Origin of the sequence: Sphingomonas sp. (assembly GCF_019749955.1) — a bacterium.
GTDB lineage: Bacteria > Pseudomonadota > Alphaproteobacteria > Sphingomonadales > Sphingomonadaceae > Sphingomonas.
Window position 1 is genome coordinate 1 of sequence record NZ_JAIEPC010000103.1, and the last position, 12667, is coordinate 12667.

Annotated in this window: 8 protein-coding genes; 2 read left to right on the top strand and 6 right to left on the bottom strand. The window is 62.7% G+C overall.

Annotated elements, in window-relative coordinates; genetic code table 11:
* Positions 1-317 (bottom strand): SurA N-terminal domain-containing protein (locus K2W81_RS15300; protein WP_294106010.1); only part of this gene is annotated, 317 nt, incomplete at its 3' end.
* A gap of 170 nt (positions 318-487) precedes the next feature.
* On the opposite strand from K2W81_RS15300, the gene tpiA reads away from it, so the two are divergent.
* On the top strand, positions 488-1273 hold the full coding sequence (gene tpiA, locus K2W81_RS15305) for a triose-phosphate isomerase (protein ID WP_294106013.1): 786 nt from the start codon (positions 488-490) through the stop codon (positions 1271-1273).
* Between the two features lie 126 nt (positions 1274-1399).
* Here tpiA and K2W81_RS15310 read toward each other — a convergent pair whose 3' ends face one another.
* From K2W81_RS15310 to K2W81_RS15330, 5 genes are all read right to left on the bottom strand, one after another.
* Positions 1400-2659 carry an MFS transporter gene (locus tag K2W81_RS15310; RefSeq protein ID WP_294106015.1) on the bottom strand — a complete coding sequence of 420 codons (1260 nt, stop codon included), beginning with the start codon at positions 2657-2659 and terminating at the stop codon, positions 1400-1402.
* Complete coding sequence (locus K2W81_RS15315) at positions 2659-3711, bottom strand: LacI family DNA-binding transcriptional regulator (protein ID WP_294106018.1); 1053 nt, start codon at positions 3709-3711, stop codon at positions 2659-2661. The genes K2W81_RS15310 and K2W81_RS15315 overlap by 1 nt, the downstream gene beginning before the upstream one ends.
* Before the next feature lie 151 nt (positions 3712-3862).
* Positions 3863-6397 carry a glycoside hydrolase family 3 protein gene (locus K2W81_RS15320; protein WP_294106120.1) on the bottom strand — a complete coding sequence of 845 codons (2535 nt, stop codon included), beginning with the start codon at positions 6395-6397 and terminating at the stop codon, positions 3863-3865.
* Positions 6398-6402: 5 nt separating this feature from the next.
* On the bottom strand, positions 6403-7275 hold the full coding sequence (locus tag K2W81_RS15325; RefSeq protein ID WP_294106022.1) for a glycoside hydrolase family 16 protein: 873 nt from the start codon (positions 7273-7275) through the stop codon (positions 6403-6405).
* Between the two features lie 54 nt (positions 7276-7329).
* On the bottom strand, positions 7330-10185 hold the full coding sequence (locus K2W81_RS15330) for a TonB-dependent receptor (RefSeq protein WP_294106025.1): 2856 nt from the start codon (positions 10183-10185) through the stop codon (positions 7330-7332).
* Between the two features lie 251 nt (positions 10186-10436).
* Here K2W81_RS15330 and K2W81_RS15335 point away from each other — a divergent pair, with 251 nt between their 5' ends.
* Positions 10437-12644: an alpha-galactosidase gene (locus K2W81_RS15335; RefSeq protein WP_294106027.1), complete on the top strand. Its 2208-nt coding sequence runs from the start codon at positions 10437-10439 to the stop codon at positions 12642-12644.
* The last annotated feature ends 23 nt before the right edge of the window (positions 12645-12667 follow it).

Below are 12667 nucleotides of genomic sequence, written 5' to 3' on the forward strand. Positions count from 1 at the left end.
ACCGATTGTTTGGATACCACCATCCCGTGGCGTCGCGCGAATTGTTCGATCACCTGGCCATCGATCAGCCGGTCGACCGTGCCGTCGAAGCCGCCGCCTTCGATATATTGCTGTGCCGTCAGCGTCGGCTGTTGCGCGCGGAAATTCTCGACATCGGCCTTCACCCGCCGCGTGAGTTCGCCCGCGGTGATCGTCGTGTTGCCGACCTTGGCGACCGTGGCGCCATCATTGGGCGCACCTGTGCCATTGCCCCAGCTTGAAATGTCGCTCAACGCGAACAGCACCACGAGCATCGCGACCGCGAGCAGGGTTATCATCACGCCAATGCGCGAATTGATCAAACGACGGAAAAAGCTGAGCATGCGATCTTTCTGGATAGCCGGATTTGCCCCGCTTTAGGGGGGCACGCGTGCGGCTTCAAGCTTGTGCACGCGCCATCGCGCGCTATCGGAAGGCGAAGAGACACATGCAATCACGGGAAAACACTATGCGCAAGCTCATCGCCGGCAACTGGAAGATGAACGGCAGCCTCGCCGCGCTCGGCGAGCTTGAGCCGTTGGCAGCGGCAGCGGTGGCGCATCTGGCGGTCGATGTAATGGTCGCGGTGCCCGCCACGCTGATCACCCCGGCGGCGCAGCGCGTGCCCGCACTCGCGATCGGCGCGCAGGATGTGCACGCCAACGACAGCGGCGCCCACACCGGCTGCATCTCGGCAGCGATGGTCAGGGAAGCCGGCGCGCGCTTCACGATCGTCGGCCATAGCGAACGGCGCGGCGATCAGGGCGAGACCAGCCAGGACGTCTGGGCCAAGGCAATGGCGGCGCATCGCCAGGGGCTGTCGGTCATCCTGTGCGTTGGCGAAACCGAAGCCGAACGCGATGCCGGACGCGCGGCGCGGGTGGTGCAGGCGCAGATCGAAAAATCGGTGCCCGACGAGGCTGCGGGCGACTGGCTGACCTTGGCCTATGAGCCGCGCTGGGCGATCGGCACCGGGCGCACGCCGACGATGGATGAAATCGCCGAAATTCACGCGATTGCCAGGGCGAAGCTGCGCATGCTGATCGGCGGCGCGGCGGACAGCGTGCGACTGCTCTATGGGGGATCGGTGACAGCCGCGAACATTGGCGAGATCGTGGCGGTCGACAATGTCGACGGCGCGCTCGTCGGCGGCGCGAGCCTCACGGCGGCCAAGTTCGTGCCGATCATCGAAGCGACGGCATCGACAGCGATGGCGGTGGTGGATGCGATTGGGCTCGAACCAAGGAACCGCTGATCAAGCTGGAATTATTTGTTTAAGAATACCAGTTACTTGACGCATCAATATGGAACAGGTGCCGATAATTTTTCGCACCGAACCACAGCCGCCAATGACCCAACCCGTCATCGCTGACACAGACATTTAACCAAGCCTGATCGCAGGCGACGGGGTCGCGATTCGGCTGGCACAAAAGGCCGCAATCAAGGCGCCGCCTGCGCTGATCTTCAGCACGATCAACATTCCCGTCGCGCCGACGCTATCACCGATCACCAACAGCGTTGCCGCCGGGGCCATGATGCCGGGGAGGGTGTTGGTGAGGTTCATGACGCCCAACAATGTCGCCCTCCGCCCGCTTGCCGAAACGAGCTGCGCCACAAACGCACTATCGACGGCCAGAAAGCCGCCCAAAGCCGCCGCGAACAGCGTATAGGCGACAACGATCAAGGTCCAGTTTGTCGTCGTCGCGAGCAGCAGCATCGCCACGGCGACCCCGCCCGCCGTCGTTACCAGCACGGGCTGGCGCCGCGCAAACCGGTCCGACAACCACCCCGCGCCGAGCGCGCCTGCGATGGATGCCACGGCAAAGGCAAATGCCAGGATACCGACCCCTTCGGCGATCCCGGCCGGGCCCGCGCCGGGGCGCGCGATGTCGGCAACGTAGAAATAGAGATACGGCAAAATCGCCGCTGCTGCGAACTGGACAAGCAGTCGGGCGACCCATGCCAGCGCGAAATTGCGGGCGAGGCCGGGGGTTCCCCGCGCGCCTTGGTCGTCGTGCGCTGACGCCACGGCGGCGCTGATGCGGTCGGGAACCGGCCACAGCCAGACCAGCGGTGCCACTAGCGCGATCACCATCAGGCCCGCGAAGGCGGTTTGAGCGAACGGACCGATCGGTCCGGCTGCGACCAAGATCGTCACCGACATGGAGCCTGCCGGCAACGCAAGGCCGAGCCAGCCCGCCATCGCGCCCTTTTGGCGATCGGGCACATAGTCGACCGTCAGCGCGACGAGCGGCGAGAGTAATATGTTGAGCGCCAGCTGAAATGCGAGGATCGCGAACAGCATTCCGATAAAGGATTCGGCAGCCCCAAGCGCAGCCAGCGTGATGACAACGACCGCCAGACCGATCGCGATCATCTGGCGGCGGTTCCCCCGCCGCCGGTAGAACCGGTCGCTGACATGACCAGCGGCAATGTTGCCGACGCCGGCCATCACACCGCCCCCCACCAGCAGCCAACTCAGCGCGCGCACTGGCCCGCCAAGCGCCGCGATCCCGGTAATACTCGCGATTTTCTGCGGCAAAATCAGCGCGCCGAGCGGCACAAAGGCAATGAACGCTCCGAACATCGCCAGCACATAGCAAAGCGCAAACAGGCGCGACGGGTGCTGTAATGGGGCCATCAGCCGCGGCGGCGCGCGGTGCTCTGGCGCTCGATCAGGTCGAACGGCAACACATAGTCGCCCGTCACGTCTTCGCCGTCGCGGGCCCTGATCAGCTTGATGCAGATTGTTTCCGCCATCGTCGAGATCGGCTGGCGGATGGCGGTCAGCGGCGGCACGCTGAAGCGCACGCCGGGCGTATCGTCGAAGCTTACCACCGACAGTTGCGTCGGCACGGTCATCCCCAAATCGGCGGCCACGTGCAGCACGGCAAAGGCCATTTCGTCGTTGCTGGCGATGATGGCGGTTGGCGGGTCGGGCTGCCGTAAAATGCGCTCCATCGCAGCCGCGCCCGATGCGAAGGAAAAATCGCCGTGCTGAATGTCGCCTTCGCAGATCGACAGCCCCGCCGCCGCCATCGCTTCGACATAGCCCTGCTCGCGCGCGTCAGAGGCGGCGTAACGCGCGCTGCCCGAGATGAAGCCGATCCGGCGGTGATCGAGCGCGACCAAGTGGCGAACAGCTGCCGCCCCGGCGTCATGATCGCTCATGAAGACGTTGATGCCATCATCGTGGCGCGCCGACGACCCCATCCGGCCAAAGGCGATGCCCCGCTGGATCAGCAATGCGGCAAGGAGCGGATTTTCGCTGTGCGGCGGGGTAAGGATGACGCCATCGGGTCGCAGCGACGAGAGGGCGTGATCGAGTTGCTTGAGGGCGCGGTCCGGCACGACATCGACGAGTTCGAACAGCAAGTGATAGCCGTGGGCTTCGCAGGTCAGCATGCCGCCGTGCAGCATCTGGTCGACCCAGTCATTGCCGCGTCCTGCGCGCCAGTTTTCAATCGTGCGGGGGCGGTCGTTGATTGCCAGGATCAGATAGGACCGGCCACCGCCCATGCGCCGGGCCGCCTGGTTCGGAACATAGCCCAGCCGGTCGATCGCGGCGAGGATGCGCTCACGCACCAATGGCTTTACATTGGGGCCGTTGTTGATGACTCGCGAAACGGTTTGGCGCGAGACCCCCGCCGCCTTGGCGACATGTTCGATCGTGAGCGCGCCGTGCTTCGCCATCGCTGTGCAATTCCTGCCTTCACGTCCTCAACGCGTCGCGGTCGGAGGGGTGTGCTGTCCCCGGCCACCGTTCCGGCACACGCGTGATTTGCCGGGATCATCCGCCTATGGTGCAACGCGGCGCGGCGCTCAAGTGCGCTCGATGAGCGAATTAACGCACGCGGCCTGGACATGGCAGCACCCGTCCCGACGCGGGCGCGATGCGAATCCCTGACACGGCGAGCGACAGGCTGCCGTTGGTCTCGACAACGAACGGTGTGTCGATTTTGCGCAGGCGCGCGGCAGATCCGAGGCAGCGGAGCGGAATCGACACCGTCTGCCAGCCGCTCGACCGATGGGTGAGCAGCGATGTCGCATCGACCAGCAGATTGACCGGCGCCGGACCGCCCGGTGCGCCGATCTGGGCCACACCGATCCGCACGCGACCGCTTGGGCGCGCCACCACGCGCCAGTCGATCACCAGAGCCTTGCCAGCGCCCGCCAGATCAAGCGATTTGGCGGCGGCAATATCGAGGCGGGCAGGGGTGCCGCCGCGCCAGACGGCGAGCCGCGCATCCTCCTGACGATTGCGATCAATGCCGCGCATCGTGATCACGCCCGATGCGCTGCGTCCGGCGTTGCTGCTGATGAAGTCGGCCTTGCCGCCGCCTTCGCTCAATCGCGTGTACCAGGCAGCGGGCAGGCCTGACCGGCTGAGGACGACGAGATTCGCATTCGCGACCGTGCCGACCGGCGCTTTCTCCGACAGTGGCCCGACCGTGACATGGTCGCTCGACGTCAACCCATAGCCGAACGGGAACAGCGTGCCGGGGTCACTCGCTGCGCCGATCTTGGGCGGCATAGGGCCGTTGGGCCAAGTGAACGACAGCTTGCCGCGGAATTCATGCGCCACGCTGCCGTCGGCGTTGCGGAACAGCATGTCGGCAACACCGTCGCCCTCACTGCCCGGCAGAAATGCCGCGACGAACGCATCGGCCATGTTGAGCTCGGGATTGACCCAAAGTGGTCGGCCGGACAGGAACACCGCCACCACCGGCACGCCCGCCGCGCGCAACCGCTGCATCGTCTTGTAGCTCTTGAAGTTGTCATGGAACTCGAGCGTGTCGAGATCGCCCATGAACTCGGCATAGGGCTTTTCCCCGAACACAACGATTGCGACATCGGGCTTGGCGGCAAAGCTGCCGTCGGCGGACAATTGGGCAGTTCCGCCGGCCGCCTTCACGCTGTCGGCGATGCCGCGGTAAATGGAGTCGGCGTGCGGGAAATCGGCGTTGCTCAGGTCGCCGCCGCCTTGCCAGCTGATCGTCCAGCCGCCGGCCTGCATGGGGATGCTATCCGCGCCATCACCGGCGACCAGCACATTTTGCCCGGGTTTGAGCGGCAGGAGATTGCCGTTGTTCTTGAGCAGCACGAGCGATTCACGCACCGCGCGCCGCGCGAGCGCGCGGTGATCGGGGCTGGCCAGCAGATCGACCTTACCTGCCAACGGTCGCGATGAGGGTTTGCCCTTGTCGAACAAGCCAGCGGCGACCTTCACGCGCAAAATGCGACGCACGGCTTCGTCGAGCCGGGCCATGCTGATCTCGCCCGATTTGACTTGGGCGGTCGTCGCCGCAAACAGCGGTTTCCAGCTATCGGGCGCCATGAAGATATCGAGCCCCGCGTTGAACGACGCGGCGCAACTGCCGACCGAGCAGCCCGGCACTTGCCCATGGCCATTCCAGTCGCCGAGGACCAACCCCTTGAACCCCAGATCGCCGCGCAGATAGCCCGTCAACAGCGCCTTGTCGCCGTGCATCTTGACGCCATTGACGCTGGAAAAGGACGCCATCACGGTCTCGACGCCCGATGCGATGGCAGGTCGATAGCCTGCCGCATGGATATTCTTCAGCTCGGCTTCGGTCGCGACGGTATCGCCCTGATCCTTGCCGCCGGTGCCGCCATCGCCGATGAAATGCTTGGCCGTTGCGATGACCTTGTCGGGACCAAGAAAGCTGGACGTGCCAGGCGCTCCTTGCAAGCCTTCGACCATCGCGCCTGCCATCGCGGCGACGACTTCGGGGTTTTCCGAATAGCTCTCATAGGTTCGGCCCCAGCGCGGATCGCGAACGACCGCCAGCGTTGGCGCAAAGGTCCAGTCGATCCCGGTGACAGCAATTTCGGTCGCGGTGGCGGCGCCGATGGCGCGGATCAGCGCCGGATCGCGCGTCGCCCCAAGCCCGATGTTGTGCGGGAAAATCGTCGCGCCGATGATGTTATTGTGGCCGTGCAGCGCATCGATCGCCCACATCGTCGGGATCGGGCGGCGACCATCGGCGCGCGGCGTCATCGCCGCGTCCCAATTGGCATCAGCGAGCGCGAGCCATCGCTCAGCCGGCGCGCGCTCATCACCCCCCGGTCCCGAATTGCCACCGCTCAGGTAACTGCCGAAGCGATATTGCGCCATGTCGGCGACCGAGAAGCTGGCGGTATCGGGCTGGATGACCTGCGCGATCTTCTGGTCGAGTGACATGCTTGCGAGAATCGCTTCGACCCGCGCATCGACCTCAGCCGCTGCCGCCTGAGTCTGTGGCTGTGCCTGTGCGTTTGCTCGCGAGACGCCGCCAGGGGCGGGCAGCATTGTCAGTGCGGTTGCGGCGAGCAACGCTGTCGCCGCGATCGATCCAAACCGGTGGTAGCTTCGCATCGGCGTCACGATCCCGGCTTTTGATAAACACGCACGTAGTCAATCTCCATGCGCGCGGGCAGCGCGTTCGGATCGATGCCCTTCTGCCCGCCCCAGTCGCCGCCAATCGCGATATTGAGCAGGATGTGAAACGGCCCGTCAAACGGCCAGTCCGCGCGCTTCAGGGTTGGGCGCTTGAAACTGAACCCGCGCTGATCATCGACGCCCATCACGATCAGACCGGGTGTCCAGCGCAGCTGGTAGCGGTGCATTTCGGTGCACGCCGTCGCCACCGATTTCACCGCGGTGGTTTCGGTGTGGGTGATGAAATTGCCGTTCTTGGTGTGCAACGAAAAATGCACCTTGCCCGGATCAAAACCGACATGTTCCATGATGTCGATTTCGCCGCTATCGGGCCACGGCGTGGTCTTGTCGTCGGCGAGCATCCAGATGGCCGGCCAGGTGCCACGCCCGCACGGAATTTTCGCCCGCACTTCGACCGCGCCATAGGTCCAGCTCGCCTTGCCCAGCGTGCGCAACCGCGCAGAGCTATATTGCTGCTGGCCCCAATCGGGGAATTTGCTGATCTCGGCCGCGTCGGCGCGGGCTTCGATGACCAGGTTGCCGTTTTCGACGCGCGCATTTTCGCGCCGCCGGTCGGCATAATATTGCTTTTCGTTATTGAACCAGCCCTGGCGATTGTGATCGATGTCATAGACCCATTTGGTTTCGTCGGGCAGGCCATCGACTTCAAATTCGTCCGACCAGACAAGCTTATAGTCAGCGGGCACGATCGGCTCGGCGTGGGCGATCGATGCCGATCCGCCGATCACAAGAAGCAGGAAGCTGAAGGCGGCGGTTGAGAGCTTCTGGCGCAAATTGCCTCCTCGCGCTGGCATTGCCAGCACCGCAAAATCGGAGCCGCTCCCTCGTCCGGAGCGGCCCCAGGGGGGTTAGAACGAGACGCGGATGCGCCCGCCGATCAGGCGTGGATTGGTGAAGAACCGCGTATTGCTGAACTGGCTGACGAGCAAGCCTGCCGCGACGGTATTGTCGGTCAGATTGTTGACATAAGCCTCGATCCGAACAGCGCCGATCGTATAGCCCGCCGCAACGTTTACCAAGTAATAGGAAGGGATGCGATCGTTGAGCGATTCGCGCGGTGACGTTACACGAATTTGTCCGGCGTTCGGACCATCGGCAAACCGCTCCTGATTGACGAACGCGTAATCGATGCTGTTGAAGATCGTCGCAAAGCTCGACGACCGCCAAGACACGCTGACCAACCAATCCAACGCCCCGCCCTTTGGTCCGACTGGAATGACTTGGGCAAGCGATGCGTTCAGCTGGAAGCGCGGTGTATAGGGTAGGCGACGTCCTGAAATTGGCCGTGCCCGTGAATCGCCAGCCGTTGCGACATCAGCTTGAAAACGGAAATCCTGAACCGGTTCGGCGGACTTTACACGCCCTTCGAGCCACAGAAAATCGGCGCCAAACTTGAACTTGCCGGGAAGGATGATCGACCCGCTCCCCTGGATGCCATAGGTTTCACTATTCGCAGCATTATAGGTAAATGAGACGACCTGATTTTGGTTGAAGTTGTTCGGCACGTTCTGCGGGCCGGCCACGTTAATCAGCGGGCTGTTCGGGTCAGCGGGATTAGAGCGCAACTGCGCCACGATCGATGCGACACCAAGCAGCGCGGTTAACTGTTGGTCCCTGTAATCATTGTAGAACGCCGACAGATTAAGCGTCGCCCGCCGCCCAAAGACTTGAAATTCGTTCTTGGTTCCAATTTCAAACAGGGTAACCTGCTCCGGTCGGAAGAACGGCGCCGGGCCAAGCGAACCGAGATTGTCGTTGAAGCTTGCCGCCTTGTGGCCCCGCGACACCAAGCCATAGACCAGGTTTTCCGGCGCCAAATCAAACTCCAGTCGCACACGCCAATCGATGAAGCTGCTGTTGATCCGTGCAGCTTGGTTATTGATAGTGTTCGCCAGGAAGTTGTAAGTGAAGTTGCCATTCGCTTGGCAGACAAAATTGCCCACCGTGATACAGCCTCCGCCCGGTGCAAAACCGAAGTTTGGATTGGAGATGTTCGCCGGATTGGTCGTAATTCCTTGGATGGCGTTGGCGAAAGCGATCGGGATCGTGTCCCGGGCGCCAAACCTGCGGACACCATTCAGATAAAAGGCAAGCTGCTCGCCCGTAGTGATGTTGCCGTCACCATTTTGATCAGGGTTGAAGAGCGTGCGATTTGTGTTGAACTCAAACCCTTCGGTACCAATCCGGAAGAACCCGCAGCAATCGAAATTGGCAGCGCCGCCGCCGAAAAAGTGGCGCGAAATGACGCCCGTTCTCGATTTCGTGTCGTTGGTATAGCGAATACCGCCCGTCACCCGAAGCTTGCTATTGATTGAATAGGTACCATCACCATAAAACGCATAAACTTCGCTTTTGGTTTGGGTGTTGAATTCCTGCCCCTGAAAGAAGGAGTTGAAATCCGCGACGCCGCTTGAAAAAGTGCTCTGCTGTTCATTGAAATAGTTACCGCCGGCCGAGTATTTGAAAGGCTCTGTATCATTGAAGAACCGCACCTCATGATAATCTGACAGCGAGCTGTTGCGGCTGATGCCTCGAGAAAAATTGTCGATACTCCGGATGGCATCGCCAGTCCGGATTGCCTCCTGGCCAGTATACAGAATTTGCTGGAAATTCGGAAAAGCAACACCGGATGGGCCAGCGCCATCGGATCCAAATCGCAGGTCACGGTGGCTGCCAACATACTGGACGTTGAAAAGGCCGTCGGTCTTATAGGTTATCTTGCCCCGGATGCCGCCATGTTCGGTAAAATATTGCTCGCCGAGCGGCCCGGTCAGGATGTCACGCGGATTCGATACTGCGTTGACAGCGTTGGCGAAACCGCCAGGCGCCGCCTGACGCCCCAGAAAGATCGAGAAGTTCGATCCGTTGAACCCGGTTGAGTTCTGGAAGTTATAATCGCCACCGATCAGGATGCTGAGCTGGTCGGTCGGCTCGATCAAAAGCTGCGCGCGCACGCCGCGATTTTCGTCCGCATAGGGCGCGGCTACATCCGGGAAGAGGCCGACGTTGCGGTAATAGGAACCATGCCGGTCGTAGCTGCCCGAAATGCGCAGTGCCGCCTTGTCGCCGAACGGAATGTTGACAACACCGCGGATGCTTCGCTGATCGAAATTGCCGACGCCACCTTCGACGACACCGCTGAACTTGCCGAGCTGCGGCGCCCATGAGATGAAATTGAGCGAACCCGCCGAGGCATTGCGTCCGCGCAGCGTTCCCTGCGGGCCGAAATTCACTTCGACCGATTTCAGATCGAAATAGGCGTTGGCGAGGCCCTGAACGCGCGGGACATAGACGTCATCGAAATGGGTGGCGACGTTGGGATCACCCAGCTCGGTATTCTGGTTGGTGCCGATGCCGCGGAGCGCGACGTTGATCGCACCGCCGAAGTTCTGCACGCGCAACCCCGGCAGGACGTCGTTCAGATTTTCGATGTTGGCGATGCCGACCCTCAGCAGCGCGTCGGGTGAAAGCACAGCCGCCGTCCCGGCATAATTTTGGAGCGATTGCTCGCGGCGATCAGCGGTGACGACAACGTCGGCCGATTGGTCATCGTCCGGGGCGGCCTCAGCAGGCTGTGCGGGCGGCGTAGCGGGCTGGCTCTGATCGGTGGGGGCGGGGTCCGCCGGCTTGGTCTGCGCCATGGCAGGTGCACAAAACAACGTTGTTGCGGTGCCGACCAGCAGCCAATGAACAGGCTTTTTCATGCACTCCCCCTCTTTTTTTGAAGACAATTTAATGCGAATTCCTGCGACTCGCTTATGGCTTTCTTGGCGCAATTTGTGAAGGTTCACAATCAAAAAAGTGAGCGTTCACAAAATGCGTTGAGCTTGGTATTGCACCGTTACGGCGCCGCTGACGCGCTGCAAATTTCCGGGGCAATACAGGCAGCAGACCCGTAATGCCCAGGGGCGCACGGCATGCGATAATGGCCGGCGGGACGGGAGCGAGGAAGCGGATGGGCGCGTTGGGACGGCAGGGGGTCTGGCTGGCGGCGATGCTGCTGATCGTGCTGGCGCCCTCCATGGCGAACAGCGCGATCCGCTATGATTCCCGGACCCGGATCTTCCGGCTCGATTCGCGCGATACCAGCTATGCCTTTCGCATCGGCGCCGATGGCAAGCTGCGTCCGCTATACTGGGGCGTGCGTCGCGATGATGCGATGCCCTTTCCCGCTGCCGCCGCCGATCCGCCAGCGGGCGATGTCGCGTCGAGCCAGGCTGCGCAGGAATATCCCGGGCAGGGCGGGGGGCTCGACCGCGAACCAGGCCTCAAGCTCGCTTTTGCCAATGGCAACCGCGATTTGGTGTTGCGCTATGTGTCGCATGAGATTGCCGACGACCGCCTGACGGTGCGGCTGGCCGATATCAACGAAGCCGTTGCGGTCGAGCTGCATTATGCGATCGATGAGGCGACCGGCATTCTCGCGCGCTCCGCGACGGTGATCAACCGGACCGGCGCGCCGGTCCGGATCGACCAGATGATGGCTGCAAGCTACACGCTGCCCAAGGCCGATGGCTATCGCATGCGCTATCTGACCGGGCGCTGGACGGGCGAATTCAGCGTGCGCAGCCGCCCGGTCGATGGCGCGGCAACGGTGCTGGAAAGTCGTAATGGCAATACCGGACACCAGTCCAACCCCTGGCTCGCGCTGACGAGCGATGCCGCTGCTGATGAGGAACATGGCGCGGTGTGGTTTGGCGCGCTGGGCTGGAGCGGGAGCTGGCGCATCGTCACCGAACAGGACGACAACGGACTGGTCCGCGTCACCGGCGGCTATAACCCTTACGACTTCGCCTATAGCTTGCGCCCCGGCGAGCAGCTTTCGTCGCCGATTTTTTATGGCGGGTTCGCGCCGGCCGGCTTTGGCGATGCGTCGCGCAGGATGCACCGCTTTCAACGCGCGCAGCTCCTGCCGCGCCGGGGCGGCAAGCTGCCGTTGCGCAAGATCCTCTACAATAGCTGGGAAGCCACGCTGTTCGACGTAAACGAAGCCGGGCAGATCGCGTTGGCCGACAAGGCAGCCGCGCTGGGCGTCGAGCGTTTCGTGATCGACGATGGCTGGTTCGGTAATCGTAAGGATGACCGCGCGGGCCTGGGCGACTGGACGGTCAATGCGGGCAAATTCCCGAACGGGCTCGGCAAGGTGATCGCGCATGTCCACCGGCTGGGCATGGAATTCGGGCTGTGGGTCGAACCCGAAATGGTCAATCCCGACAGCGATCTGTACCGCGCGCATCCCGATTGGGTGGTGCACTTCCCCGGTCGACCGCAGTCGCAGACGCGCAACCAGCTCGTGCTCAACCTCGCGCGGCCCGATGTGCGCGACCATGTGCTGGCGACGATGGACCGGCTGCTGCGCGACAACCGGATCGACTTCATCAAATGGGACCACAACCGCAATCTGTCGGAGCCGGGCTGGCCCGGCCTTGCCGCAGGCGATCAGCAGCGGCTGTATGTCGATTATGTCCGCAACCTCTACTGGATTTTCGCCGAATTGCGGCGGCGGCACCCCAATGTCGAATTTGAATCCTGCGCAAGCGGAGGCGGGCGGGTCGATCTGGGCATCATGGCGCTCACCGACCAGATGTGGGTGTCCGACAACACCGATCCGTTCGACCGGCTGGCAATTCACGACGGCTTTAGCCAGGGCTATGCGCCGGCCGCGATGATGGCGTGGGTGACGGGATCGCCGAGCTGGACGAGCAACCGGGCGACGTCACTGCGTTATCGCTTCCTGTCGGCCATGCAGGGCGGGCTGGGCATCGGCGACCGGGTAGATCGCTGGACAGCGGCGGAAACCGCGATGGCGCAGCCGATGGTGGCCGACTACAAAATGATCCGCGCGACGGTGCAACAGGGCGATCTGTACCGCCTGATCTCGCCAACGCGCGGCTCGGGGCGCAGCGTCACGCTCTCGGTGTCGGCGGATGGGCAACAAGCCGTCCTCTTCAGCTTCAGTCATCAGACCAAAGTCGATGCGCCAATGATGTTGCGCGGGCTCGACCCGGCGAAAATCTATCGCGCACGGATGATCGGCGGCGATCCGCTGCCCGCCGGTGTGCCCGCCGAAGCGAGCGGCGCGATGTGGATGACACAAGGCGCCAATATTCCGATGTCCGGTGACTATCAGGCCGCCGCTTTGGTGCTGGAGGCGGTATTGTGACTGTTGCTATGCCTTTCAGAAAG

Excerpts from the sequence above, each read along its gene's own strand:
- tpiA (WP_294106013.1), top strand. The coding sequence starts at position 488 with ATGCGCAAGCTCATCGCCGGCAACTGGAAGATGAACGGCAGCCTCGCC.
- K2W81_RS15310 (WP_294106015.1), bottom strand. The coding sequence starts at position 2,659 with ATGGCCCCATTACAGCACCCGTCGCGCCTGTTTGCGCTTTGCTATGTG.
- K2W81_RS15315 (WP_294106018.1), bottom strand. The coding sequence starts at position 3,711 with ATGGCGAAGCACGGCGCGCTCACGATCGAACATGTCGCCAAGGCGGCG.
- K2W81_RS15320 (WP_294106120.1), bottom strand. The coding sequence starts at position 6,397 with ATGCGAAGCTACCACCGGTTTGGATCGATCGCGGCGACAGCGTTGCTC.
- K2W81_RS15325 (WP_294106022.1), bottom strand. The coding sequence starts at position 7,275 with ATGCCAGCGCGAGGAGGCAATTTGCGCCAGAAGCTCTCAACCGCCGCC.
- K2W81_RS15330 (WP_294106025.1), bottom strand. The coding sequence starts at position 10,185 with ATGAAAAAGCCTGTTCATTGGCTGCTGGTCGGCACCGCAACAACGTTG.
- K2W81_RS15335 (WP_294106027.1), top strand. The coding sequence starts at position 10,437 with ATGGGCGCGTTGGGACGGCAGGGGGTCTGGCTGGCGGCGATGCTGCTG.